Source organism: Bradyrhizobium sp. AZCC 2262 (assembly GCF_036924535.1).
In the GTDB taxonomy this organism is placed as follows: Bacteria; Pseudomonadota; Alphaproteobacteria; order Rhizobiales; family Xanthobacteraceae; genus Bradyrhizobium.
Window position 1 is genome coordinate 3,900,924 of sequence record NZ_JAZHRT010000001.1, and the last position, 26,034, is coordinate 3,926,957.

General features: G+C 63.4%; 22 protein-coding genes. 14 read left to right on the plus strand and 8 right to left on the minus strand.

Annotation, left to right across the window (positions count from 1 at the left end; translation table 11 throughout):
• Positions 1 to 42 precede the first annotated feature (42 nt).
• Together V1283_RS18605 and secG are read right to left on the minus strand one after the other, a co-directional pair.
• Entirely contained in the window at positions 43 to 1,674 is a 1,632-nt protein-coding gene (locus V1283_RS18605) for a CTP synthase (protein WP_334387898.1), read from the minus strand.
• Positions 1,675 to 1,841: 167 nt separating this feature from the next.
• Entirely contained in the window at positions 1,842 to 2,222 is a 381-nt protein-coding gene (gene secG / locus V1283_RS18610; RefSeq protein ID WP_334387899.1) for a preprotein translocase subunit SecG, read from the minus strand.
• Between the two features lie 226 nt (positions 2,223 to 2,448).
• Here secG and V1283_RS18615 point away from each other — a divergent pair, with 226 nt between their 5' ends.
• The 4 genes from V1283_RS18615 to V1283_RS18630 all read left to right on the plus strand — a co-directional run bounded on the left by V1283_RS18615 (position 2,449) and on the right by V1283_RS18630 (position 5,591).
• On the plus strand, positions 2,449 to 3,015 hold the full coding sequence (locus V1283_RS18615; RefSeq protein WP_334387900.1) for a helix-turn-helix domain-containing protein: 567 nt from the start codon (positions 2,449 to 2,451) through the stop codon (positions 3,013 to 3,015).
• A gap of 6 nt (positions 3,016 to 3,021) precedes the next feature.
• Positions 3,022 to 3,375 carry a hypothetical protein gene (locus V1283_RS18620; protein ID WP_334387901.1) on the plus strand — a complete coding sequence of 118 codons (354 nt, stop codon included), beginning with the start codon at positions 3,022 to 3,024 and terminating at the stop codon, positions 3,373 to 3,375.
• 36 nt (positions 3,376 to 3,411) lie between these two features.
• On the plus strand, positions 3,412 to 3,945 hold the full coding sequence (locus tag V1283_RS18625) for a GNAT family N-acetyltransferase (RefSeq protein ID WP_334387902.1): 534 nt from the start codon (positions 3,412 to 3,414) through the stop codon (positions 3,943 to 3,945).
• 239 nt (positions 3,946 to 4,184) lie between these two features.
• Positions 4,185 to 5,591, plus strand: coding sequence for an MFS transporter (locus tag V1283_RS18630; protein ID WP_334387903.1), 1,407 nt, complete (start codon positions 4,185 to 4,187; stop codon positions 5,589 to 5,591).
• 36 nt (positions 5,592 to 5,627) lie between these two features.
• Here V1283_RS18630 and tpiA read toward each other — a convergent pair whose 3' ends face one another.
• Positions 5,628 to 6,380, minus strand: coding sequence for a triose-phosphate isomerase (tpiA, locus tag V1283_RS18635; RefSeq protein WP_334387904.1), 753 nt, complete (start codon positions 6,378 to 6,380; stop codon positions 5,628 to 5,630).
• Between the two features lie 257 nt (positions 6,381 to 6,637).
• Between tpiA and V1283_RS18640 the strand changes: the two genes are divergently transcribed.
• The 7 genes from V1283_RS18640 (at position 6,638) to V1283_RS18670 (ending at position 15,032) form a co-directional block, all read left to right on the plus strand.
• Complete coding sequence (locus V1283_RS18640) at positions 6,638 to 8,539, plus strand: peptidylprolyl isomerase (protein ID WP_334387905.1); 1,902 nt, start codon at positions 6,638 to 6,640, stop codon at positions 8,537 to 8,539.
• Between the two features lie 64 nt (positions 8,540 to 8,603).
• A complete protein-coding gene (trpD, locus tag V1283_RS18645) occupies positions 8,604 to 9,617 on the plus strand; it encodes an anthranilate phosphoribosyltransferase (RefSeq protein WP_334387906.1) in 1,014 nt (337 codons plus the stop codon).
• An 18-nt stretch (positions 9,618 to 9,635) separates the two neighbouring features.
• Positions 9,636 to 10,457 carry an indole-3-glycerol phosphate synthase TrpC gene (gene trpC / locus V1283_RS18650; RefSeq protein WP_334387907.1) on the plus strand — a complete coding sequence of 274 codons (822 nt, stop codon included), beginning with the start codon at positions 9,636 to 9,638 and terminating at the stop codon, positions 10,455 to 10,457.
• 3 nt (positions 10,458 to 10,460) lie between these two features.
• A complete protein-coding gene (gene moaC / locus V1283_RS18655) occupies positions 10,461 to 10,994 on the plus strand; it encodes a cyclic pyranopterin monophosphate synthase MoaC (protein WP_334387908.1) in 534 nt (177 codons plus the stop codon).
• Positions 10,995 to 11,101: 107 nt separating this feature from the next.
• The gene (locus V1283_RS18660) at positions 11,102 to 11,362 is read left to right on the plus strand and encodes a hypothetical protein (RefSeq protein WP_334387909.1); all 261 of its coding nucleotides are present in this window, start codon (positions 11,102 to 11,104) and stop codon (positions 11,360 to 11,362) included.
• 285 nt (positions 11,363 to 11,647) lie between these two features.
• Positions 11,648 to 14,380: a bifunctional diguanylate cyclase/phosphodiesterase gene (locus tag V1283_RS18665; RefSeq protein ID WP_334387910.1), complete on the plus strand. Its 2,733-nt coding sequence runs from the start codon at positions 11,648 to 11,650 to the stop codon at positions 14,378 to 14,380.
• Positions 14,381 to 14,558: 178 nt separating this feature from the next.
• Complete coding sequence (locus V1283_RS18670; protein WP_334387911.1) at positions 14,559 to 15,032, plus strand: cupin domain-containing protein; 474 nt, start codon at positions 14,559 to 14,561, stop codon at positions 15,030 to 15,032.
• A gap of 403 nt (positions 15,033 to 15,435) precedes the next feature.
• On the opposite strand, the gene V1283_RS18675 is transcribed toward V1283_RS18670, so the two are convergent.
• The 5 genes from V1283_RS18675 to V1283_RS18695 form a co-directional block, all read right to left on the minus strand.
• Positions 15,436 to 16,983 (minus strand): Do family serine endopeptidase, encoded by a 1,548-nt coding sequence (locus tag V1283_RS18675; protein ID WP_334387913.1) that lies wholly within the window; start codon positions 16,981 to 16,983, stop codon positions 15,436 to 15,438.
• Between the two features lie 1,257 nt (positions 16,984 to 18,240).
• Positions 18,241 to 19,383, minus strand: a complete 1,143-nt coding sequence (locus V1283_RS18680; RefSeq protein WP_334387914.1) for a hypothetical protein — start codon at positions 19,381 to 19,383, stop codon at positions 18,241 to 18,243.
• A 267-nt stretch (positions 19,384 to 19,650) separates the two neighbouring features.
• Entirely contained in the window at positions 19,651 to 20,985 is a 1,335-nt protein-coding gene (locus V1283_RS18685) for a S41 family peptidase (RefSeq protein ID WP_334387915.1), read from the minus strand.
• 266 nt (positions 20,986 to 21,251) lie between these two features.
• Positions 21,252 to 22,415 (minus strand): NADH:flavin oxidoreductase/NADH oxidase, encoded by a 1,164-nt coding sequence (locus V1283_RS18690; RefSeq protein WP_334387917.1) that lies wholly within the window; start codon positions 22,413 to 22,415, stop codon positions 21,252 to 21,254.
• Between the two features lie 62 nt (positions 22,416 to 22,477).
• Positions 22,478 to 22,777: a hypothetical protein gene (locus tag V1283_RS18695; protein ID WP_334387918.1), complete on the minus strand. Its 300-nt coding sequence runs from the start codon at positions 22,775 to 22,777 to the stop codon at positions 22,478 to 22,480.
• A gap of 178 nt (positions 22,778 to 22,955) precedes the next feature.
• Here V1283_RS18695 and V1283_RS18700 point away from each other — a divergent pair, with 178 nt between their 5' ends.
• From V1283_RS18700 to lexA, 3 genes are all read left to right on the plus strand, one after another.
• Entirely contained in the window at positions 22,956 to 23,579 is a 624-nt protein-coding gene (locus tag V1283_RS18700) for an HAD-IA family hydrolase (RefSeq protein WP_334387919.1), read from the plus strand.
• Between the two features lie 113 nt (positions 23,580 to 23,692).
• Entirely contained in the window at positions 23,693 to 24,904 is a 1,212-nt protein-coding gene (locus V1283_RS18705; RefSeq protein ID WP_334387920.1) for a molybdopterin molybdotransferase MoeA, read from the plus strand.
• A 213-nt stretch (positions 24,905 to 25,117) separates the two neighbouring features.
• A complete protein-coding gene (gene lexA, locus V1283_RS18710; protein WP_334387921.1) occupies positions 25,118 to 25,819 on the plus strand; it encodes a transcriptional repressor LexA in 702 nt (233 codons plus the stop codon).
• Positions 25,820 to 26,034 lie beyond the last annotated feature (215 nt).

Consider the following 26,034-nt stretch of genomic DNA (forward strand, 5'->3'; position numbering starts at 1 on the left):
GCAAAATGGTGGGCACGCTTCGCTTTGCCCACCCTACGAAAATTACACCAGCCGCGACTGCGCCATCGCTGCCTGAATGAACGACGCAAACAACGGGTGCGGCTCGAACGGGCGCGACTTCAGCTCGGGGTGAAACTGCACGCCGATGAACCAGGGATGGTCCTCGTATTCGACGATCTCCGGCAGCACGCCGTCGGGTGACAGGCCCGAGAAGCGCAGGCCGTGCTGTTCGAGCCGGTCTTTATACGCGGTGTTGACCTCGTAGCGGTGGCGGTGGCGCTCGGAAATCTCGGTGGCGCCGCCATAGACTTCCGACACCCGGCTGCCGCGCTTCAGCGCCGCCGGATATGCGCCAAGCCGCATGGTGCCGCCGAGATCGCCGGACTTCGAGCGCTTCTCGAGTTCATTGCCGCGCAGCCATTCCGTCATCAGGCCGACCAGCGGCTCTTTGGTCGGGCCGAACTCGGTGGAGTTGGCCGCCTCAATGCCGACCAGATTGCGCGCGGCTTCGATCACCGCCATCTGCATGCCGAAACAGATGCCGAAATACGGCACGTCGCGCACGCGCGCGAACTGCGCCGCGCGAATCTTGCCCTCGGCGCCGCGCTGGCCGAAGCCGCCGGGCACCAGAATGCCGTTGACGTGTTCGAGGAACGGCGTCGGGTCCTCGTTCTCGAACACCTCGCTCTCGATCCAGTCGAGATTGACCTTCACCTTGTTGGCGATGCCGCCATGGGAGAGCGCCTCGATCAGCGATTTATAGGCGTCCTTCATGCCGGTGTACTTGCCGACGATGGCAATGGTCACCGCGCCTTCCGGGTTGCGCACGCGTTCGTTGATGACGTTCCAGCTCTGCAGTGCCGGCGGAATCTTTGGCGTGATGCCGAAGGCGGCCAGCACCTCACCATCGAGGCCGGCGGCGTGATAGGCCTCGGGAACGGCGTAGATGTTGTCGACGTCCCTCGCCTCGATCACGGCGCTTTCGCGCACGTTGCAGAACAGGCCAAGCTTGCGCCGCTCCTCCTTCGGGATCTCGCGATCAGTGCGGCACAACAGGATATCCGGCTGGATGCCGATCGAGCGCAGTTCCTTCACCGAGTGCTGGGTCGGTTTTGTCTTGAGTTCGCCGGCACTCGGAATGAAGGGCAACAGCGTCAGGTGAATGTACACCGCATGGTCGCGGGGCAGTTCGTTCTTGAGCTGGCGGATCGCCTCGAAGAACGGCAGGCCTTCGATATCGCCGACGGTGCCGCCGATTTCCACCAGCACGAAATCGTATTCATCGTTGCCCGAGAGCACGAATTCCTTGATCGCGTTGGTGACGTGCGGAACGACCTGGATGGTCGCGCCGAGATAATCGCCGCGGCGTTCCTTGGTGATGATATCCTGATAGATGCGCCCGGTGGTGATGTTGTCGGCCTTGGTGGCCGGCCGCCCCGTGAAGCGCTCGTAATGGCCGAGATCGAGATCGGTCTCGGCGCCGTCATCGGTCACGAACACTTCGCCGTGCTGATACGGCGACATCGTTCCGGGATCGAGGTTGAGATAGGGGTCGAGTTTGCGGAGACGGACCTTGTACCCGCGAGCCTGCAGCAGGGCACCGAGTGCCGCTGAAGCCAGACCCTTTCCGAGCGAAGAAACCACGCCGCCGGTGATGAATATGTACCGCGCCATGGGATTCTACCTTTAAGGCCACTGCCCCGATTCGCCAAAACGAATCGCTTGCCGGGGGAAACATTCTGCCGGGCTGTGGGTGACGTTAAATTTGAAGCGATTTCAAAGCACTAATGGGAAGTCCTGATGCAGGACAGTAGAGCCTGTTCCTGCATAGCCACCCTGCTTTATTGCGAACGCGGCGCCTGCGGACCCGACGGCGCCTGCTGTTCATCCACCTTCTTGAGCGTGTCGAGCACGCCGCCGGAGGTCGGCGGGGCGATCGGCGTCGCGCCACCTGGCTGTGACTGCGTCGCCGGCGCGGTGCCGAGGATCGAGCTCGGCTTGCGGTCGATACCCGCGATCCAGGCCAGAGCCATGCTGGTCAGGAAGAAGAGCCCGGCCAGAATCGCCGTCGTCCGCGTCAAGAGGTTGGCGGTGCCGCGGCTCGACATAAAGCCGGCGCCGCCGCCCATGCCGAGGCCGCCGCCTTCGGATTTCTGCAGCAGCACGGCGCCGATCAGCACCGAGACGATCATGAGGTGAACGACGATAATGACGGTCTGCATCTTAAAAACCTTCCGTCACAAGCTGACAGCGCCGGGCTTCGGCTGCACCAAGAGCTTGCGGGTTTTCCTGAAGTTGCGCGGTGTTACACGATCGGACGGGGCATTGTCACCCCCAACCGCAGCCCCGGAGATAATTGCCGCAGGGGCGATGGCAAGGCTGTCCCCAGCTCTTGCCGACGTTCAAATCCGGACTTGAGGTCGCGTCAATTTCTCTTATAATAGACAAATGGATACTATAGTAGACGATCTCAGCACCCGCCTCGCCCAGCGTCTCCGGCTTGAGCGCGACAGCCGCGGCTGGTCGCTGGCTGATCTCGCCGAGCGTTCCGGGGTTTCGAAGGCCACCATCAGCAAGATCGAGCGCGCCGAGGTCAGTCCGACCGCGGTCGTGCTGGTTCGGCTCGCCAGCGCCTTCGATCTCACCCTCGCCGGCCTGATGCTGCGCGCCGAAGGCCAGGGTGGGCGCCTTTCCCGCGCCGCCGACCAGCCGGTGTGGCGCGATCCCGAGACCGGCTATCTGCGCCGCCAGGTGTTCAACCGGCCCGATCATCCCATCGAAATCATCAAGGTCGAGATGCCCGCGAAGCAGCGCGTGACGCTGCCCGCCTCATCCTACGCACACATCCGCCAGGCGCTCTGGATGTTGTCGGGCGCGCTCGTCCTGATCGATGGCGGCGAACGCCACGAACTCCGTGCCGGCGATTGCCTCGGATTCGGTCCGCCGGCGGAAGTGACGTTTGCCAACGAGAGCGCCGCGCCCTGCACTTACGTCGTTGCCCTTGCCCGGAGCTAGCTGGCGATGGCGGAGAGCGAAATCAGGCGTTCTCCGGCCGACCCGGCAAGTTCGGAAAACCCCGTTCCCGCCGGCCACAATCACGGTCCGCCGCTCGACGACGAGCACCGGCCTGAATGGGGCCACGGCGGAATCGGGAATTATTTCTACTGGAAGGCGGCGCATCGCGCCGCGTGGCACAACCCTTCGCCCGGCATCGTCGCGTTTCGCATCAAAAAAGCCGAGCGGCTCGGCCTCACCTACGAAGAATACACATTGGAAATCCTCGAACGCGGCCGTCACCTGCAGATCGAGGATGTCGAACGGATTGCAGAGATCAAGCAGGCGCGCGCTGCCCGCGCAGGCAGGAATCGAAGCTGAACCCGCGGAAACGCATTCGCCCGGAGCCGATAATTGATGCCTGAGATCCAGATCAGAACACTGAAATCCTCGCCTGATATCTGCGCGACGCTCGGTGAAATGTTGGTTGAAACCGTTGAGAATGGCGGTTCGGTCAGCTTCATGCACCCTCTTCCGTTCGAAGCGGCCAACGAATTCTGGCGCAACTCGCTTGCTTCGGCCGACCGAGGCGAGCGGATCGTTCTCGGCGCCTTTGACGGCGAAGACCTGATCGGCACCGTGACGCTCGTGCTCAACCTCGCGCAGAACCAGCCGCATCGCGCCGAGATCGCGAAGATGATGACGCGGGTCAGTCACCGCCACCGCGGCATTGCAACGTTGTTGCTGCGCGAGGCCGAGCGCATCGCGATCGCGCGCGGGCGCTGGCTGTTGGTGCTCGATACCGCCGAGGACGAGGGCGCGGCCGGACTTTACGAACGGATGGGATTTCAACTCACCGGACTGATTCCGGACTACGCGTTGAAACCCCATGGCGGCCTCACGGGCACGCTGATCTACTGGAAGCGGCTGCAGGATGCCGTGCCGGCATAGCCTCCTGCCCGGCCAACCGGCCTCACCTGAATGGTGCAAGCTTTGGCAGCGCGATGCGTGCGAGCCGCCCCCGGTCGGCCCGACCGGAAAAGGGATTCGGAGCGCCGCATCACAAGCTGCTGACACCACGCTGTCAGCAGAACTGACTTAAGGAATCTTCGGCGTCCGTCAATCAATCGCGCGTTGCGCGCGCCTTCGATTTGGATCTGCCTTCCAATCACCGATATCGACGGGTCGGCATGCACGAACGTACATCTCCTGCGGCGGATGGGCGAATTGTCCCGATCACATTTGCCCTTGGCCTCGGCGCATTTCTGACGCTGTTCGACGTGACCGCGGTCGTGGTCGCCATGCCCGGCATCGCGAAGGACCTCGGCTTCGCCGTTGCCGGCGCCGCCTGGGTCATCGACGCGTACAGCCTTGCCTTCACAGGTGCTCTGCTTGCTTCCGGGGCGCTTGCAGACCGCTTCGGCCGCCGCCGTTCGATGTTGATCGGCAACGCCGTGTTCCTCGTTGCTTCTATCGCATGCGGCCTGGCGACGGATGGCCCGATGCTGTTGGCCTCGCGGGTCGTGCAGGGCGTCGGGGCCGCCTTCATGGTCACGGGCGCAACCGCGCTCATCGCCGGTGCATTTCCGAATCTTGATCAGCGGGCACGGGCGTTCGGCATGATCGGGGTAATTGCCGGCGCCGCCATGGCCTTGGGCCCGACCTTGGGCGGCTTGCTCGCCTCATGGTTCGGCTGGCGCTGGATCTTTTACGCCAATATCCCCTTTTGTCTTTCGCTGACCCTCGTCGTGCCGCGATTTGTTGCCGAGACGAATGATCCGGACGGGCCACCGCTCGACCCCGTGGGTGTCGCGTTGCTCACGATATCGCTTGGCTTGGCGATCGATGCACTGCTTCGGCGAGACGGCTCATTGGCAATTCGAGCCGGCTGCCTCGCCGGCAGCGCCATGGCGGCAATGTTGTTCGTTTTGCAGCAGTGGCGCAGTTCGCGTCCGGTGCTCGATCCCCGTGTATTCGCAACATCGGCGATGGCCGGGGTCGGCGCGTTGCTCGCCGCCATCCAGTTTGGCTACTGGGCCGTGCTCGTCTACTTGCCCCTGTTCTTGAGCACCGGGCTCCTCGTGCGGATGGAGGTGGCAGGTGTCGCACTGCTTGCCGCGACGCTGCCGATGCTCCTGGTACCACTGATCGGCGGCCGCTTTGTTACGCAGTGGGGATGGCGGTGTTTCTTCGTCGTTGCGTTTGGCGTCATCGCCGCCGGAGACGCATTGCTTGCGTTGGCCGCCGTCTCCACCAGTCCGGCAATGCGCCTTGCAGCGACCATCGCCGGAATGCTCACAATCGGCGTCGGCGCCGCCCTGGCAAATCCGCAAATGTCGAGCGTGGTGCTGGCGCTCGCACCGCCCACGCAAGCCGGCATGGCCTCAGCCGTGACCATGATCGTGCGTCAGGCCGGCTTTGCCATCAGCATTGCGGCGTTGGGAGCGACGCTCACGAGGACCGATATGGCAACGGCGTTCGCGGCACCATTCGCCCTCGCGACGCTTGCCGCGCTGGCCGCCATCGCCGCTGCGATCATCTTGCTTCCGGCCAAATCTTCTCAAAAAGACGCTTCTCAAAAAGACGTGTCGGGTTGAGCGTTCCAGGTTCCGCCGAGAAACTTGGGGCGCGACCTAACACCCCGCTGCGATCGCGAGGAAATCGGCTGCTTTCAGGCTGGCACCGCCAACCAGCGCACCATTGACATCGGCGACCGCCATCAGTTCCGCCGCGTTGGACGGTTTCACGGAGCCGCCGTAGAGAATCCGGATCCTGCTACCCTCCGCCTTAAATCGGCTAGTGAGAACACCGCGGATAAAGCGATGAACTTGCTCGACATCTGCAGGCGTCGGCGTCAGCCCGGTACCGATCGCCCAGACCGGCTCATAGGCCACCACCAGATTGGCCGCCGTCGCGCCATCCGGCAACGAGCCCGCGAGCTGTCCGCCGCAGATATCCAGCGTCTGGCCGGCATCGCGCTGCTTCTGGGTTTCGCCGATGCAGACGATGGCCACGAGACCGGCCCGCCAGGCGGCTTCCGCCTTCTGCCGGACCAGCGCGTCGGTCTCGCCATGGTCGGCGCGCCGTTCCGAATGCCCGACGATGATGGCGCTGGCGCCGGCATCCGCCAGCATTTCCGCCGAGAGATCGCCGGTATGGGCGCCCGAGGCCTTTGCATGGCAATCCTGGGCGCCGACGGCGAGTTTCGAACCGAGCGCCTTGTCGGCGAAACCGGCGATCAGGGTGGCCGGGGGACAGACCAGCAGATCGGCCTTGCTGGCCAATGCACCCGCCCCCGCAATCATGGCCTCGAATTCACCCAAGGCGGATTTCAGGCCGTTCATTTTCCAGTTGCCGGCGATCAGGGGCCGGATGGCGTCGGTCATGTCGATTATCCCCGCAATGTCAGCGTTGCAGATGCGCTAGCAGAGGCACGCCGCCAGTTCCAGATACCGGTTGGGCGGTCCCCAGGCCGTTAACCGCTTCAAATGGCCCACGCTGCCGAGGTTGCGAGGGGGGCGCTGCCACTTTATGATGCGTTTTCAACTCGGTGACGCCCTGTTGCGGAAGTCGATCCTGAACGGAATCGAATTTTCGCCGGGCACGACCCGGTTCCCCTCTCCTGCAAAAACAAGTTGGACCTATGCTTCGAGGAATTCGGAAAGCCTCATCAAACTGGCTCGGCAAGGCCGTGATGGCCGTTGTGATGGGCGTTTTGATTGTCAGTTTCGCAGTCTGGGGCATCGCCGATATCTTCAAGGGGTTCGGCCAGTCGTCGCTCGCCAAGATCGGCAAGACCGAGATTTCGACCGAGCAATTCCGCCAGATCTACACGGAAAGGCTGCAGCAGCTCGGCCGCAGTTTCGGCCGTCCGCTGACCTCCGAACAGGCCCGCGCCTTCGGGATCGACCGGCAAGTGCTGCAACAGACCATCGCCGATGCCGCGCTGGATGAGGAAGCGCGGCGCATGGGGCTCGCCCAGTCCCAGGAAGAAACCATGCGGCTGATCTACAGCGACCCGAACTTCAAGGGGTTGGGCGGCAAGTTCGACCCGGCACGCTTTCAGGCCACGATCCGCCAGTTCGGTTACACCGAGCAGCGCTATCTCGCCGAACAGCGGCGCCTCGGGCTGCGGCGCCAGATCGCCGGCACCGTCTCGGCCGGGGTGGAGCCGCCGAAGGTCCTGATCGACGCCATGACCCGTTTTCAGAACGAGCAGCGCTCGATCGAGTACGTCAAACTCGATGCTGCGCAGGCCGGCACGATCGATCCGCCCTCGCCCGAGGCGTTGGCCGCCTATTTCGAGGACCGCAAGACCCAGTTCCGCGCACCCGAATATCGCAAACTGTCCTTTGTCGTGATCAGCCCCGAAGAGATCGGCAAGTGGACTGAGGTCACCGACGAGGACGCGAAGAAGATTTTCGAACAAAATCGCGACCGGCTCGGCTCGCCGGAAAAGCGTGAAGTGCAGCAGATGGTGTTTCCCAGCGAAGGCGAGGCGCAGGCCGCGCGCGCCCGTATCACCTCGGGGATGTCGTTCGACGACCTTGCCAAGGAGCGCAATCTCAATCTGGCCGACGTCGACCTCGGCATGATCGCAAAGACTGCGATCATCGACCCGGCGATCGCGGATGCGGCGTTCGCGCTGCCATCGGGCGAAGTCAGCCAGCCCGTGCAGGGACAGTTTGGCGTGGCGCTGGTCAAGATCGGCAAGATCGAGCCGGGCACGACGCCAACGTTTGAAAGCGTCGCGGCGCAAGTGAAGAAGGAACTCGCGACCGAGCGCGCGCGCGCCAAGGTCAACGAAATCCAGAACAAGATGGAAGACGAGCGCTCTGGCGGCGCCAATGTGGTGGAGGCTTCGCAGAAGCTCGGCCTGACCGCAATCACGATCGACGCCGTCGACCGCTCCGGCCGTAAGCCCGACGGCCAGCCCGTGGCCAACATTCCGCGCGGCCTGGACGTGGTCTCGCAGGCCTTCAACAGCGATGTCGGCGTCGATAACGAACCGATCCAGTTTGCCGGCGGCTATGTCTGGTACGACGTGCTTGGCATCACGCCCTCGCGCGAGCGCCCGCTCGACGAGGTTCGCAGCCAGGTCGAGGCGAAATGGCGCGAAGACCAGATTTCGAACAAGCTGCGCGCGAAAGCGACCGAGATGGTGCAGAAGCTCGAGCAAGGCGGCAGCCTTGCCACGGAGGCGGCTGCGGTCGGATCGAAGGTCGAGACCGCGACCGGCTTCCGCCGCGACGCTTCACTTTCAGGCGTACCCTCGGCCGCCATCACGGCCGCGTTCCGGACCGCCAAGGACGGCGTCGGGCAAACGCCGGGCACCGGTGGCAACGAGTGGATCGTGTACCGCGTCACCGACGTGACCGTGCCGCCGGTCGACATCGCTTCCGAAGAGCTGAAGAAACTGAAGGACACCCTGCAGCGCGGTATGACCGACGAGCAGATCGCGCAATACGTGACGAAGATCGAATCCGAGATCGGCACCTCCATCAACCAGGCCGCCTTCGCGCAGGTGACGGGCGCTAACAACTGAGCATGATCGGCCAAGACTAACCGGTCATGCTTCAAGACGACACCCAATCCTGAAAGCCCAAGCGATGGACGACCTCAAATCTATCATCGGAAAAGTCGCCACCGGCGCGACGCTGTCGCGTGAAGAGGCGGCCTCCGCCTTCGACAGCATGATGTCCGGCGAGGCCACGCCCTCGCAGATGGGCGGGCTGTTGATGGCGCTGCGGGTCCGCGGCGAAACCGTCGACGAGATCACCGGCGCGGTGTCGGCGATGCGCGGCAAGATGCTGCGGGTCCAGGCGCCCGCGGACGCCGTCGACGTGGTCGGCACCGGCGGCGACGGTTCCGGTTCGGTCAACGTTTCGACCTGCGCGGCCTTCATCGTCGCGGGCGCCGGCGTGCCCGTCGCCAAGCACGGCAACCGCGCGCTGTCGTCACGCTCGGGGGCTGCTGACGTGCTGGCTTCCCTTGGCGTCAAGATCGACCTGACACCCGATCAGGTCGGCCGCTGCGTGGCCGAGGCCGGCATCGGCTTCATGTTCGCGCCTGCGCATCATCCGGCCATGAAGAACGTCGGCCCGACCCGGGTCGAACTCGCCACCCGCACGATCTTCAACCTGCTCGGTCCACTCTCCAATCCGGCCGGCGTGAAGCGGCAGATGGTCGGCGTGTTCTCCAGGCACTGGGTGCAGCCCTTGGCGCAGGTGCTGAAAAATCTCGGCTCCGAATCCGTCTGGGTCGTGCACGGCTCCGACGGGCTTGATGAAATCACCCTTACCGGGCCAAGTTTCGTCGCCAGCCTCGACAACGGCAAGATCACCACTTTCGAGGTGACGCCGGAGGATGCAGGCCTCATTTGTTGCAGCGGCGACGCGCTCAGGGGCGGCGATGCGGACGCCAACGCGGGCGCGCTCTCGAGCGTGCTCAACGGCAAGCCCAGCCCCTATCGCGACGTCGCGCTGTTGAACGCCGCGGCGACGCTGATCGTGGCCGGCCGCGCCGGGAACCTGAAGGAAGGCGTCGCGATCGGCGTCAAATCGCTCGACAGCGGCGCGGCGGCCGCCCGGTTGAAACACCTGATCGCGGTCTCGCGCGGCTGATCCGAGGAGCGGTAAGAGATGTCCGATATCCTGAACAAGATCGAGGCCTACAAGCGCGAGGAAATCGCCGCGGCCAAGCGGGCGCATCCGCTGTCCGAGGTCGAAGCCGGCGCTAAGGCGGCCTCGCCGCCGCGCGGCTTCCTGCGTGCGATCCGTGAAAAGCTTTCGCGCGGCGACTACGCGCTGATCGCCGAGGTGAAGAAGGCCTCGCCGTCCAAGGGGCTCATTCGCGCCGATTTCGATCCTCCGGCGCTTGCCAAGGCCTATGAGGCCGGCGGCGCGGCGTGCCTATCGGTGCTGACGGATGCGCCTTCGTTCCAGGGCCATCTCGATTTCATGGTGGCAGCGCGCGCGGCGACCGGTTTGCCGGTGCTGCGCAAGGACTTTTTGTTCGACACCTATCAGGTGGTGGAAGCCCGCGCCCATAACGCCGACTGCATCCTGATCATCATGGCCGCGCTCGACGACGCCGTCGCGAAGGATCTCGAGGACGCGGCCATTGCGTTCGGCATGGACGTGCTGATCGAAATCCACGATCCTGCCGAACTCGATCGCGCGCTAAAACTTCGTTCGCCGATGATCGGCGTCAACAATCGCAACTTGCGGACCTTCGAGACCACGCTGGCGACCAGCGAGGCGCTGGCGCCGCTGATCCCGCGCGACCGCCTGATGGTCGGCGAAAGCGGCATCTTTCAGCCGGCGGATCTCGCCCGCCTCGAGCGCGTCGGCATGTCGACCTTCCTGGTCGGCGAAAGCCTGATGCGGCAGGCCGACGTGACCGCCGCGACCCGCGCGCTGCTGACGCGCGCAGACACACCGCGCGCGACCGGGACCGGCTAGCAGATGGCCGGCAAGACTTCCAAAAACAAGGCTTCCAAAGACAAGGCTTTCAAAGGCGGCTCCGCCCTCACCCACATCGATGCATCGGGCGAAGCGCGAATGGTCGACGTCTCGGCCAAGGAGGCGACCGAGCGCACGGCCGTGGCCGAGGGACGCGTGGTCATGGGCAAAGCGACGCTTGATTTGATTACCTCCGGCAACGCCAAGAAGGGCGATGTGCTGGGCGCGGCGCGCATCGCCGGCATCATGGCGGCCAAGCGCACGTCGGAACTGATCCCGCTGTGCCACCCGCTGGCGCTGTCCAAGGTGACGGTCGACGTCACCCCGGACAAGAAATTGCCCGGCTGCATCGTCCGCGCCACCGTCAAGGTCACCGGACCGACGGGGGTCGAGATGGAAGCGCTGACGGCGGTATCGGTTGCCTGTCTCACGATCTACGACATGATCAAGGCGGTCGAACGCGGCGTTCGCATCGAGGGCATCCATCTCGTCGAGAAGATCGGCGGCAAGTCCGGCCATTATCGCGCAGGGCGTTGACCTGACGACCGCGTCGGCTGTTGTCACGTGTGCGTGACCGGCGCGGCGAGGAATGTCCCCTGGCTTGCGGGGTTATTTCCATCGAGACCTTCACAAGGAGGAATCCGATGGCGATCTACAGGCTTCTTGGTACGGCGGCTGCGTTGGCTCTGATCACCGCACCTGCAATGGCCCAGCAGGTCATGGGCGAACCCGGCTATTGCGCGTTCTACTATCCGAACGCCAATTGCCAGAACAAGGGGCCGGGCAACCCCTATACCGGTGACGCCTGGCTGCGCCTCAATCAGGGCGGCCCCATGGCGGGCAACCCTCAAACCGTCGACGTCGTGAAAAGGCGAACGCACAGATCCGCGATACGCATGCAGTGACCGCGGCACCGCGTTCGCCGAAGCAATAGTCCTGCAAAATTCTGCGAAATCGATTGGCGTCCCGCCAACATTGGGCCAGCCGATATGGCGTGGCCGCGCCTTGTCAGGTTCCATCGCCCGGCAAGTCTTCCAGGGGGTGCCGCCGGAGCCTTCCGCCACCGGACTAACGTTTCATTAACCAGACTTGCTAACGTCAACTCCATTTGGCTGCGGTATCGAAGCCATGAACCCGGGGGTTGTGAGAACTTTGCTTCCGGAAGATCATTCTGGCAGCGATCGCATTCAATGGCTTCGACCGGCACCGTCTCAGTCAGGATTGCGTCCGCCTTCCGCGGCGGCCCGATCCGCTGGCTGATCCTGGGCGGCACGCTCCTGATCGCAGCCATCGCCATCGGCGCGACCATCATGGCCGGCAATTTCCGCGAGCGCGCGCTGCGCAGCAGCGAACGCGAGCTGGAAAATACCGTGCTGCTGCTCGCCCGCCATTTCGACCAGCAGCTCGAAGACTTCCAGGTCGTCCAGAGCGACCTGATCGCGTTCATGCGCTCCAGCGGGATCGCGACCGCGGAAAACTACAAGCGCCGGATGTCCGGCCATGACATCCACTTGATGCTGAAGTCCAAGATCGAGGCGGTGTCCTATGTCGGCGGCATCAACGTCTTCGACGCTGACGGCAACCTGATCAACGCATCGGCCGGTTGGCCGGCGCCCATCGTCAACGTCGCGGACCGCCCCTACTTCACAAGCTTCAGGTCCGCCAAGCAATCGCCGGAGATGCTGGTCGAGCCGGTCTACAGCCGCGTCACCGGCGCCTGGACCACGGTGATCGCACGCAAGGTCACCGGGCCGAAGGGCGAATTTCTCGGCGTCATCGGCCGCGGCATCGAACCCGTCAACTTCGAAAAATTCTTCGCAACCGTGGCGCTCGGACCCGGCGCCTCCATCGCCATGTACCACAGCGACGGCACGCTGCTCGCCCGTTACCCGCATGTGGCGGAATTGGTCGGCAAGAACTTCAAGACCGGTCCGGCCGCCCGGCGGCAGATATTCGAGCAGCCCAGCAGCACGTCGCGCCTCACCAGCCCGATCGACGGCGAGGACCGGCTGTTCTCGTCACGGGCCCTGATGAATTTTCCGTTTGTGATCATCGCTTCGACGACGACATCGGCCGCGCTGGCCGACTGGCGCGAGCAGATCGGAATCCTGATCATGATCGCCGGACTTTCCGTGCTGGCGATCGCCGCCCTGCTGTTTCTTGTCGTCCGCAAGCTTTCACATCAGCACCGCGCGTCCAAGCAGCGGCTGTCGGTGGAAAAACAGCGCCTCGACACCGCCGTCAACAACATGACGCAAGGCCTGCTGCTGTTCGATGCGAAGCAGCATCTCATCATCTGCAACAAGCGGTATCTCGATATGTACGGCCTCTCGGCCGAAATCGTGAAGCCCGGTTGCAGTTTCCGCGACGTCATCGCCCACCGCAAGGAAACCGGCTCGTTCGTCGGCGACATCGATCACTACATCGAGGAGGTGCTGGGCGACATCACGCGGCGCAACGCCATGATCATATCGACGCCGGACGGACGCTCGATCCAGATCGTCAACGAACCGGTGCCCGACGGCGGATGGCTGGCAACCCATGAAGACATCACCGAACGCCGCCGCGCCGAGGAGCGCATCACTCACCTCGCCCATTACGACGCGCTGACCGAACTGCCGAACCGCACCCTGTTCCACGAACGGCTCAAGCGCGAGCTTTCCCACGCCGCGCCGGACCGGCAACTGGCGGTGCTCTATATCGACATCGACGAATTCAAGAGCGTCAACGACTCGCTCGGTCACATGATCGGCGACGAGCTTTTGAAATCGGTCGCCGCCAGCCTCGCCGGCTGCGCGCGCAAGACCGACTTCGTGGCCCGGCTCGGCGGCGACGAGTTCGCCATCGTTCAGACCGGGATCGACGATATCGACGACGTGATGATGCTCGTCAGCCGCATCTTTCAGGCGATCCGCTCGCCCTATCAATGCCTCGGCCATCAGGTGACCACCGACGCCAGCATCGGCATCGCGCTGGCGCCGCGCGACGGTTCCGATATCGACCAGATCCTGAAGAACGCGGATCTGGCGATGTACGCGGCCAAGGCCGCCGGCCGCCGTACCTATCGTTTCTTCGAAACGGAGATGGAGGCCGAGGTCCGCGCCCGCCGCAGCCTGGAAATGGATCTGCGCCAGGCGCTCGTCGACGGCGGCTTCGAGGTCTATTACCAGCCTTGCCTCGGCCTGCAGACCAACGCGATCACCGGCTGCGAGGCGCTGGTGCGCTGGCGCCATCCGCAGCGCGGCATGATTTCGCCCGCCGAGTTCATCCCGCTCGCGGAGGACACCGGGCTGATCAACCAGCTCGGCGAGTGGGTGCTGACCACGGCCTGCAGGGAAGCCGCGAGCTGGCCCGGCAATATCCGGCTTGCGGTCAATGTCTCGCCGGTTCAATTCAGGAGCCGCACGCTGGCGCTGAAAGTGATGGCGGCGCTGGCCGAATCCGGTCTTGCCGCGAGCCGGCTGGAGCTCGAGATCACCGAGGCCGTCCTCATCCGCGACGACGAAGCGGCGCTCGCTGTTCTGCACGACCTTCGCGCCATCGGGGTCCGCATCGCGCTCGACGATTTCGGCACCGGCTATTCCTCGCTGAGCTACCTGCAGCGCTTCCCGTTCGACAAGATCAAGATCGACCGCTGCTTCATCACGGACATCGCCGAGCCGGAAGGCTCGTCCAGCATCGTGCAAGCGGTGGTGACCATCGCCGCCGATCGCCACATGACGACGACGGCCGAAGGCGTCGAGACCGAGCAGCAGCGCGAATTGCTGCGCGAACTCGGCTGTTCGGAAATGCAGGGCTATTTGTTCAGCCCGCCGAAGCCGGCGGCAGACATCAGGCCGATGCTATCCGCGCACCGGCCAGAGCCCGAGACGACAAGCCCGAGCCGCGCTTGCAAGCAAAAATCCGTCGTGCGGACGGCGTGAAGTTCGGGGCCATGAAAGCAGGCACATGTCGGAGCCGCTTTGCAAGCCCTCCCACACGAAAACCAGTCTAGGCGGCCATATTTTTGCCTAGGCCCGTGGTGTAGTTCGCCCCCGCACACGCGCGGCCCTGAGACCGATGCCCTCCGGCCCCAACCGCCGACCCAGGAAGGATCGAGACATGACGCACGCGATTTCCACAGGGCTGGCACCTTCATTGATTGGCCTTGCGACTGCGGCGTTTCTCACGCTGGGCGGATCGACGCCGGCTTTTGCCCAGGATTCGGTTGTCGCAACGCTTCCTCAGGACATTCATTTCGAGGGACCGGTCGGAGCGGTGGGGCTCGCTACCCTATATGGCGACCCGAAAAAAGCGGGAGTATTTTCGGAACGGGTGAGAATCCCTGCTGGCTTCAAGATCATGCCGCATTGGCATGGTGAGACACGAATGGCCATCGTTCTGTCCGGCACCTTTTATTACGCGAACGGTGATCAGTGGGATGAAAGTAAATTCAAAGCATATCCACCCGGCTCGTTCTTGGTTGAACCAGCGAAAATCTCCCATTACGCGATGGCAAAGGACGGCGAGGTGGTTCTTCAAGCGACGAGTATCGGTCCGAGCAGCACCGTCAGGATTGAACAAGCGAAGAAGTAGGTCAGCGGTGGCGCCGCCTCAGCCTGAATGTTCGCCCCTTGGCCCATCCCAGACTTGGCAAGCCATTCGCTCGGCAGATTTTGTGGGTTCACGGCCTAGGAGACAGATTTCCGATCAAGATCATCCGAATGCTCAACGAACTTTTTGTATATCCAGCGCCCCCCATGGTTGCGCCGCCACACCATTCCCCAAACGAGCCGACCGGTAATCGATCGCCTCGGAATGATGACCCGCCAGAGATGCCAGGCGCCAGCCCATGCCTGTCCCAGATCCGAACGCACGGCAGGATGAGCATCGCTGCTGTTAGCCATCACTGATCCCTAATATTCGAAGGGCTCCGAACTCGATGCCGCGGCAAAGGACGGCTGGCAGCGACAAAGCAGCCGCTGCCAGCCGAGTTGCGTCAGCCGTTTGCGAGCGGCAAAGCGACGTAACGGGATGCGTCGCCGGAGCGAAGCCGCATCAGCACGCTGCTCTTCTTGTTGCTACGGGCAGCTTCAAGCGCGTCGCCAACGTCGCCGGGCTTTGCCACGCTCTTTCCGGCAATCTCGAGGATCACGTCGCCCTTCTTGACTCCGCGATCTGCGGCAGCACTATTCGGCTCTACCTTCGCGATAACGACGCCGTCCTTGCCGTCTGCCTTCCCAGCAGGCGCGAGCGTGAGGCCCAGACGCGGAACGTCGGTACCTTGCGCTGACGGCTTGCCATCGCCTTCAATGTCAGCCTTGGACTGCTTGTCATTCGGCAGTTTCCCAAGAGTCAGGCTGACGACCTTGCTCTTACCTTTCTGCAGAACGTCCAGCTTGACGGTGCTGCCAGGCGCCAGGCCCCCGATGACGCGGGCGAGTTCACGTGCATCCTTGACCGGCTCGCCATTTACCGCAGTAATGACGTCGCCCGCCTCGACACCGGCCTTTGCCGCAGGTCCGTCCTTCTGCGGATCGGCCACCAACGCACCCTGCGCCTGCTTCAAGCCCATGCCGTCGGCGATGTCCTGGGTGACCGGCTGAACCTGAACGCCGATCCAGCCGCGGCTGACGTTACCCTTGTCCTTCAGCTGCGCGACCACGTTCTTGACCGTCGTTGCCGGGATCGAAAATGCGATGCCCACGCTGCCGCCGGATGGCGAATAGATCGCTGTGTTTACGCCGACGACCTCACCCTGCATATTGAAGGTCGGGCCACCTGAATTGCCCTTGTTGACGGGCGCGTCGATCTGGATGAAATCGTCGTAAGGACCGTTTCCGATGTCACGGCCGTTGGCCGAAACAATACCGGCGGTTACGGTGCCACCCAGGCCAAACGGGTTGCCGACTGCAAGTACCCAATCACCAATCCTGGCCTTGCCCGCAGAAAGCTTCGCAAACGAAAAATCTGAACCGCCCTCAACCTTGATCAAGGCAAGGTCTGTCCGCGCATCTGTCCCGATTACTTTCGCGGTGTAAGTCTTTCCGGCGTCCGTCGTTACCTCGACTTTGTCGGCTCCCTCAACGACATGGTTGTTGGTAACCGCGTATCCATCGGATGAAATGAAGAATCCGGAACCTTGCCCCATCATGCCATGCCGACCGTTGCGCCCGGGATTTTGAAATTCGCCATTCGGGCCGCCGAACTGACGAAAGAAGCGCTCCATGGGTGAGCCCTGCTCGTCGGAATCGTCCTTGTCGCTCGCGTCGGTGGTCTTGTCCTTCATTGTGACCTTGACCGAGATCACCGACGGCTTCACCCGCTCCACCACATCGGCAAAGCCGGTGGGTTGCTGGGTGGCGCCCGATGCGGCGTTAGCAGCCTGGGCATGGGCCGCGCTGCCAAAGACATCAATGCGATCGGGCGAAGCGCTGAAGCCATACATCGCAAGCCCGGTCACGACAGATGCCATCAATGCCACTTTTCGTGCCGAGAAGAGCGAGCGCTTCCGCTGCCCATGAGAAACGAGGTTACGTTGGTCCATTACAAATTCTCCAGGATGATGATTAAGCGCAAAGCCGAACGCCCTGTAGATGCGGACTCCTGCATTACGCGATGCTGGCTTGGGAATTAATGTTTAGAAATGAACTGCCAAAATCGCCTGACGGCCGGCGCAAAGTTTTCGAGCGACGCTGCTGAGCAATGGAAGAACGGATTGCTTCCGTCCTTGCTCTTCGAGCAACAGCGGACAAATCGTCGCTTGGTCTCTCTTGCGCAAACGCTTCGCGTTCGTCGCAGGCAATAACGCGGAGAGTTCTTCGATTCAGCTTTTCAACAGCCGAGAGGAAATGCGTCCGGTATTCCCGCCGCGGGAAGGCCGGGGACGCTCACGCGACGAGGCGGCGGATTACGCCTTCGGCTAATTCGTCCTGGGGACCTGCCACCGAAACTCGTAGTTCAATTGTGAAACGGCACACAGACAGGAGCCGTTCAGTCTGACGGTTAGGAGCACCATCGCATTAAACTAGCCCGCCGGCGTGCTGGTCGGCGGGGCTTTCTTATCAAGGCGCTGATCGTCTAGCGGCGGGAATCTCTTGCGGCCTGTGCTCTCTTGTTCGCTTGTGACACCCGTCCAATTGTTGACCGCGGGAGTTTGACACTTCGTCGGCGATTAGGAATCGCCTTCATGCCTTCATGGGAGGTTGGCTCATTTGTCGGGCGGGAGAATTGCTGTGCTCTACGAAGCGACAGCGCTCGCCGGGCAGCTTCTCCCAGTTCCTTCCTCGCTTCAAATTTCTGGAGACGTGCGAGCTCCTTGTTGACCCGCTTCAGGGCGGCCGCGAAAACCTGCTTACGATGGAGAGAATGCTCTGCGGTCCCCGAAACGCTTTGGCCGCGCGGTTCGGCGGTGCCTTTGCTGATCCGACGCCGGCCGAAGGCGAGCGTACGCTCCCTGTCCCGCAGTTTTCTGAGCGATGATTTCAGGTTTTCAAGTGCCGCGCGATCCGCGTCGCCAATTTCGGGGTGATGAGAGGTCTGTACGAGCGCTTTCTCATCGTGATTTAGGATACTTAGCTCGAACTTGCAGGGTGCAGACATTTGACACCTCATACATGCAATTCGTTGCCTTCGTCGCTGCGCTAATCAATCTTACCAATCATATCCGCGGCGCGCTTCCGGGGCTCTCACGATAGCTTGATGAATGACGGAATTACGGTGACTACTCAATTGCCGTCACGCCCCTTGTAACATCGCCTGCGAATTTTAGCGCACTGTCGCCGTAATTAACGGGCTCCGCTTGCTAGAGTCGCGCCTTCAGCGCGAGCGGAATCCGAAACGTCCTGAAGCCTTTGATGTCGGGAAACCAGTCGGCGGCTTCGCGCGACGCCAGCGTCAGGACCGCGGCCGGGACTTCGCCGCTGATCAGCCGCTCGATCGCGCCGGCTTTTGCTTCGCTGAACTGCACTTCCGCGGCGCCCGCCGCCATCAGCGCGGCGCTGACGCTTCCGCTCGCTGCGGACTGCTTCTCCTCGATCGCGATGTTCCTGTTGTTCAGGTCGGACAGCGAATTGATCTCCGGACGCGCCAGGACAAGCGCCACCAGATTGTCCCGGTTGTCTGGCGATGCGGACGCTGGCTTGGCGGTATCGCCGGCCTCACCGGGCCCAGTTGCCGGGTTGTCCGGTTTGTCGGCCGCTTCCCGTCCCGTCCCGATGGCTGTGACGAGATCGGCCATTGCCGTCGCTTCCACGACCTGCTGCTGAATTGTGCGGGGTGCAGAAGCGGGAGCAGCGCCTGCCGTGGCAGGCAACGCGGCGCTCTCGGACGCAGCTGGTGCCGCGGCAATCTCGAGCGTAGCAGGCGGCGGCAGGGTGACCTCGGACTTGATCCCGGATTTGGGGGCCTCCGCGGGCTGCGACGCGACAATGGCGGCCCCCTGCGTCGGCTCCGGCCTGTCGGAACCCTCTACTTTGCGCTCCGGCTTTTGAATTCCTGCGACGGTCTCTTCTGCGGCCTTTTCCGGAGTCACCGCCGCCGTGGCTGCCGGAATATCCTTGGCCGGCCCTTGAGGTGCGGAATTGGGGGCCGCGATCTTTTTGCTGTTCGACACCTTGGTGTTCGGCAGTCGGACATTCGACGCCGCCTTGCCGGCGTGCGGCGCAGTGCGCGAAGCCGGCACGGCATGCCGTGTCACAAGCGGACGGGCTACCGGTTCAACCCGTTGTATTTCCGCCTCATCCGGCACCGCGACGCTGGTCTCGCGTTCCTGGTGGTGCCGGGCAGACAATGCCCGATAGGACCAGGCCATGTAGGACTGGCACGCGCGGTTGCACGGCAGCCCATCGATATAAACGACGCCGGGTGAATCGAGCGGATTTGCTTGCAGGGTTCCACTCGAATCGAGGGACAGGATCAGGGTCAGCAATGTCCATTTTCGCAACATGACTACTCCGTTCAAACGCGCAGGGAGCGGGAACCGGCCTGGTGAAGGATCTCGCGCGCGAGCTACGGTTGGGTCAGAGGCGGAGTTTCAAAAAAGGACACCCATTCTACTTTGCATGGGGTTGTTTTCGCGATTTTGTGTCTGGACCTCGCGATGTGCCGTTGAACGGCATCTGGGTTCCGTCATTGCGAAGAGCGGTAGCCCGGATGGAGCGCAGCTCAATCCGGGCTACAAGAGCGCAATCCCTTTCGCGGCCGGCGCGAGAGTTCAGTTCGGCACCGCCCGCTTCGCCATCGTCGGCGCATTCGCATTCACCGTCACACCGCGCAGCAGATTGAACGCCGCGTTCAGCGCCTTGTCGTCCTTCTCGTTCGGCGGAACCCAGGCTTGCGAGCCGGCCTGCTCGGCGCCGTCGGCGGCGAGGTGGCCGCGCATCGAGGCTTCGCCCTTCAGTTCGGCACGGTTCTTCAGTTCATCCGGCACGTCCTGCAGCACTTCCATGTCAGGCGCGATGCCCTGGGCCTGGATCGAGCGGCCCGACGGCGTGAAGTAGCGCGCCGTTGTCAGCGCCAGCGCGCCGTTGCCGGCGCCGAGCGGAATGATGGTCTGCACCGAGCCCTTGCCGAAGGTACGCGTCCCGATCAGGGTGGCGCGCTTGTGGTCACGCAAGGCGCCCGCCACGATCTCGGACGCGGAAGCCGAGCCACCGTTGATCAGCACGACCAGCGGCTTGCCCTTGGTGATGTCGCCGCCGCGCGCGGTGAAGCGCTGGGTTTCCTCCGCGGTGCGGCCACGCGTCGAGACCACCTCGCCCCGCGACATGAAGGCGCTCGACACGGACACCGCCTGGTCGAGCAATCCGCCGGGATTGTTGCGGAGGTCGACGACATAGCCCGCGAGCTTGTCGGCCGGGATCTCCTTCGAAATGCTGGCGATGGCCTTTTTCAGGCCGTCGGTGGTCTGCTCGTTGAAGCGGGTGATCCTGATATAGCCGATATCGCCGCCGTCGGTGTGGTAGCGGACCGGCCGCACCCGGATGATCTCGCGCATGATGGCGACATCGATCGGTGCGGCGACACCCTTGCGCACGACCTTCAGCCGGATCTTGCTGTTGGCGGGGCCCTTCATCCGGCTCACCGCCTGTTCGAGGGTCATGCCCTGAATGGCCTCGTCGTCGATCTGGGTGATCACGTCGCCCGACAGCATGCCGGCCTTGGCCGCGGGCGTATCGTCGATCGGCGTCACCACCTTGACGAGGCCGTCTTCCATCGTGACCTCGATGCCGAGTCCGCCGAACTCGCCATGGGTGGTCTCCTGCATGTCGCTCCAGCCCTTCTCATTCATGTAGCGCGAATGAGGATCGAGCGCGGAGATCATGCCGTTGATGGCGCCTTCCATCAGCTTGGAATCGTCGGGCCTCTCGACGTAGCTGGTCTTGATCCGCTCGAACACGCTGCCGAACAGATTGAGCTGGGTGTAGGCGTCGGAACGGGCCGCGGCCTTTGCCGCCGCCACCAGATTCGCGCCCTGCGGTCCCGTCACGGCAACGGCCAGACACGCGCCCGTCACCGTGCCGAGAAGAAAGGCAAAATTCCTGCGCATGGTGGGGCGTCCCTTGTTCTTTGTGCGGACGCCCGCGATGAATCGGCGCCCCTGTCCCGGCACCGCCAACTCACAATGGCTTTTTGGTCGGATCAAGGCACGCCGACCCGGCCCATTACGGCTTTTGATCGGCTTCCGGCCAGCCCGGCAGCCCGGATGAGCGGCTTGTCCGCCGTGGCAGAGCGCAGGCGGAAGCGATATCCGGGGCTCGCTTCGTTCCCCAATACCGCATATTGCTTGCGCTCATGCGGGCTACGGATTCGAAGCTATTCGGCTTCCTGCAGCCCGTTTTGCCAGGTGGAGGGCCGGGTTCCAAAACCACGCTTGGCGCGGGTGCCCAGCCAGTAGCCGAATTGCGGCGGAACGTTGCGGAACGGGCCTTCCACGCCGAGCTTGAGTGCGGCGTCCATCGGCCAATTGGGGTTGTTGAGGATTTCGCGCCCCACCGCGATCAAATCGGCCTGGCCGTCGCGCAGGATCTGCTCAGCCTGGTCGCCATGGATGATGAGGCCCACCGCCATCGTCATGATGTCGGCATGGCGCTTCACATATTCCGACAGCGGCACCTGATAGCTGTATTTGATTTCCTTGCCCAGGATCGGCGCCATCTCGGTGATGCCGCCGGACGAACAATCGATGATGTCGACGCCCTTGGCTTTCAGGATTTTTGCCAGCCGCGCGCTCTGCTCTGGTCCCCATCCGGCATTGTCCTCGACCGAGAGGCGGACGAACAGCGGCTTGTGGTCCGGCCAATGCGCGCGCACCGCCTCGGTGATTTCGGTGATGAAGCGCATGCGATTGGCTTCGGAGCCGCCATATTCGTCGCTGCGCGCGTTGGACCGCTCCGACAGGAACTGATGCACGAGATAGCCGTGCGCGCCGTGCAACTCCAGCACGTCGAAATCAGCTTCATGCGCGCGCCGCGCCGCGTTGCCCCAGGCCTGCACCAGGTCTTTCACCTCGCCCCGCGCCAGCGCCTGCGGCACCGGCCATTTCTCGCTATGGGCGATCGCACTCGGCGCCACCGGCTGCCACGCGTCCCAGTCCTCGATGTCTGATGTCCGCTGCAGCGGGCGGTCGCCCTCCCACGGTCGCGTCACGCGCGCCTTGCGGCCGGAATGGCCGAGCTGAATGCCGGCGACTGAATTCTGCTGCCTGATGAATTTGACAAGGCGGCCGAGCGGTTCGACGAAGGCATCATCCCAGATGCCGAGATCGCCGACTGTGCCGCAGCCGCGCCGCTCGACCTTGGTCGATTCCACGACCACGAGGCCGGCGCCGCCGGCGGCGAACTTGCCGGCATTCATCAGGTGCCAGTCGGTCGGAAAACCCTTCACCGCCGAATATTGATGCATCGGCGGCACCACGATGCGATTTTTCAGCGTCACGCCGCGGATCGTCATCGGGGAAAACAGCAGCCTTTCCGTCATGTCATTTCCTCGCATCGGGCATCATTATCCCGGCACTGCGCCGGGAAGTGCCTTCTTAATTATTACTTTGCGGCGCCCTCGGCGGATTTGGCCTTCGGCTTGGCTGGCGGCGCCTTGGCCGCCGCTTTCGGCGGCGCACTGTCGCTGCGCACCGTTCCCCAGGGGTCCGTCTTCTGTTGTTCCGGTATGTTGCCGAGCGACCTCCGGTAGGCCCGCTCGGCGTCCTTCTCGGCCGCGATTTCCGCAGGCGTCTTGGGCTTGTCGGGCTCACCGTATCTGGCGGGCCCGCCTTGGGCCCAAGCCGGACCGGCGAGTGAGGCGATCACAAATGTTGCGCCCAAGATTCTGCCCAGGATTTTCATGCCGCCACTCCCTATTTCAAACCAAGGCGCTATTTTTGACGCGCTTTCTTCACGCGAGCCGACATCCACTTCGCCCCAAACCGCTATAGCACAGCTCGGACACCGGCTTAAGCGCTGGATCGGGCCGAAATCGGTCCAGCCCGTTGCCCATGCCTGACCAGTTTTGTAAACGATTGCCATGAAAGTGCCGCCCCCCTCCTCCGTCGACGTGTTGCTGTTCGACCTCGGCCGTGTCGTGCTCGATATCAGTTTCGATTCCGTGATGGTGAACTGGGCAGGGCACGCGGGCTGCGAGCCTGCCGACCTCGCCGGGCGCTTTGTCGTCAACGACAGTTTCAAGCATCACGAGACCGGCCGTATCGACGACGCGGCGTTCTTTGCGGGCCTGCGCCAGTCCCTCGACATCGGCCTCACCGACGCGCAGTTCCTGGAAGGCTGGAACGCGATCTTCACCGGCGAGATGCCCGGTATTGCGCCGCTGCTGGCAAGCGCCGCCAAACGCATGCCGCTCTATGCGTTTTCCAACACCAATCCGGCCCATGTCGCGCATTTCTCGCAGGCCTATGCCGACGTACTCAGCCATTTCCGCCAGATATTCCTGTCCTCGAGCATCGGTTTGCGCAAACCCGACGCGGAGGCCTATGATCATGTGGTAAAGGCGATCGGCGTGCCGGCGTCGCGGATCCTGTTCTTCGACGACTCGGCCGCCAATATCGAAGGTGCGCGGGCGCGCGGCCTTTGTGCCATCCACGTGACATCGACGGATGACGTGGCAAGGGCACTGACCGCACTTGAAGTTTAGAGCGCGATGACGTTGCTTCGAACCGTCATCCCGCTCTATCCCTTTGATTTGAGCATAATCTATTCGGAAAACCGGTGTCCACCTTTCCGGATCATGCTCCTGGAGGTCTGCCCGTGGCCTTGATGCCTGTCGCCGATGCGCTTGCTGCGATCCTTGCCGGCGCGGTCCCCCTGCCCGAGGAAATGATCGCGCTCGACGATGCCTTTCATCGCGTGCTGGCGCGCGACGTCGCGGCACGGCGGACGCAGCCGCCGCAGGCGATGTCGGCGATGGACGGCTACGCGGTGCGCGCGGCGGATTCCCCCGATCTCTCGGTGCGGCTGAAGGTGATCGGCGAGGTCGCCGCCGGCCGCCCGTTCGAGCGGAAGGTAGGCCGAGGCGAAGCGGTGCGGATCTTCACCGGCGGCGTGATCCCTGATGGCGCCGACGCCGTCATCATCCAGGAGGATACCGGCGTCGACGGCGATCAGATCACCATCACGGAAGCCGCCGTTGCGGGGCGGCATATCCGGCCCGCCGGCGTCGATTTCCGCGAGGGCGATGTTTTGCTCAATCGCGGACGCCGCCTCGCCGACCGCGATCTGTCGCTCGCCGCCGGCATGAACTATCCGGAGCTTGCGGTGCACCGCCGCCCGAAAGTCGCGGTCCTCGGCACCGGCGACGAGTTGGTGATGCCGGGCGAGATCCCCGGCCCTGGCCAGATCGTCTATTCCAACGGCTACGGCTTGCGGGCGCTGGCGCGCGCCGAGGGCGCCGAGGTCGTCGATCTCGGAATCGCCGCCGACACGGTCCCCGCCACCACGCAAGGCATCCGCCGTGCGCGCGAGGCGGACGCGGATATCCTGATCACCATGGGCGGCGCCTCGGTCGGCGACCACGACCTCGTCAAACAGTCGCTGGAGGCCGAGGGCACGACCATGGCGTTCTGGCGCATAGCCATGCGGCCCGGCAAGCCGATGATGCATGGCAGGCTCGGCACGATGCGCGTGATCGGCCTGCCCGGCAATCCCGTCTCTTCCTATGTCTGCGGTTTCCTGTTTCTGGTCCCGTTGATTCGTGCGCTGTCGGGCCGCGACACAATCCATCACCGGCGCGAAAGCGCCCTGTTGGGGCGCGATCTCGCCGCCAACGACCAGCGCGAAGACTATCTTCGCGCACGCCTCGAAGCGCGCGAGGACGGCACGCTGATCGCGGTGCCGGTGAATCTCCAGGATTCATCGCTGCTCGGGAATCTCGCTGCGGCACGGGCACTTGTGATACGTCCGCCGTTCGCGCCGGCTGCCGCAAAGGGTTCGCCTTGCGAGCTGCTCCGGCTGCCGGAATGACGTCCTGAGCGTGCCTGTAAAGGTGGTCTTGGGCCGAAGCCGCGACGCGTTCACCTGAAATTAAGTGGTTGCGGAACACATATCGAACATATAGTGTCCGTTCATGATTTGTTTCGACTGCTAGTGTCTATGACTGGGAGTTTTGGGGACTCTCGTGATGGACCCCAGAGATTCGGGACCGAAAGATTTGTGCCAACCGGGGGAATGCTCGCGATGCTTACGCGCAAACAGTACGAACTTCTGCGTTTCATTAATGAACGGCTGAAAGAGGCCGGCGTACCGCCCTCCTTCGACGAGATGAAGGATGCGCTCGACCTGCGCTCGAAATCCGGAATCCACCGCCTGATTACGGCGCTGGAAGAGCGCGGCTTCATCCGCCGCCTGCCCAACCGCGCCCGCGCCATCGAAGTCATCAAGCTGCCGGAGCTGGCAGCCGCCGGCAACGGCCGCCGCGGCTTCACGCCGAGCGTCATCGAAGGCACGCTCGGCAAGCGCACGGTGAGCGCGCCGACTACCGAGGACGATGGCAATCGCCCGGTCGCCGTCCCCGTGATGGGCCGGATCGCCGCCGGTACGCCGATCGAGGCGCTGCAGACCCGCAGCCACACCATCAGCGTGCCGCCTGACATGCTCGGCTCCGGCGAGCACTACGCGCTCGAAGTGCGCGGCGATTCCATGATCGACGCCGGCATTCTCGACGGCGACATGGCGCTGATCCAGCGCAATGAGACCGCCGACACCGGCGACATCGTGGTGGCGCTGATCGACGAGGAGGAAGCCACGCTAAAGCGCTTCCGCCGCCGCGGCGCCTCGATCGCGCTGGAGCCCGCCAATGCTGCCTACGAAGTCCGCATCCTGCCGCCGAACCGGGTCCGGATTCAGGGCAAATTGATCGGGCTTTACCGCAAATACTGACCGGCTGGCTTTGCGGACACGACTGCGACGCCCCGGCCTTCGGCGAGGGTTTTTTGTGCGCGCCTGGAACCAAGCCGCGTTAGCGCGTTTGTGATTTAGACGTAGTGCGCCAGTCGCAGAATTGCCCAGAAGCAAGAAAACGCTGTGCGCCAAGTCAGCTCTGATAGAGGCCGGTGCCTCCTTCCAGACACGGGTCCGCTATCTCAAACGAGGGA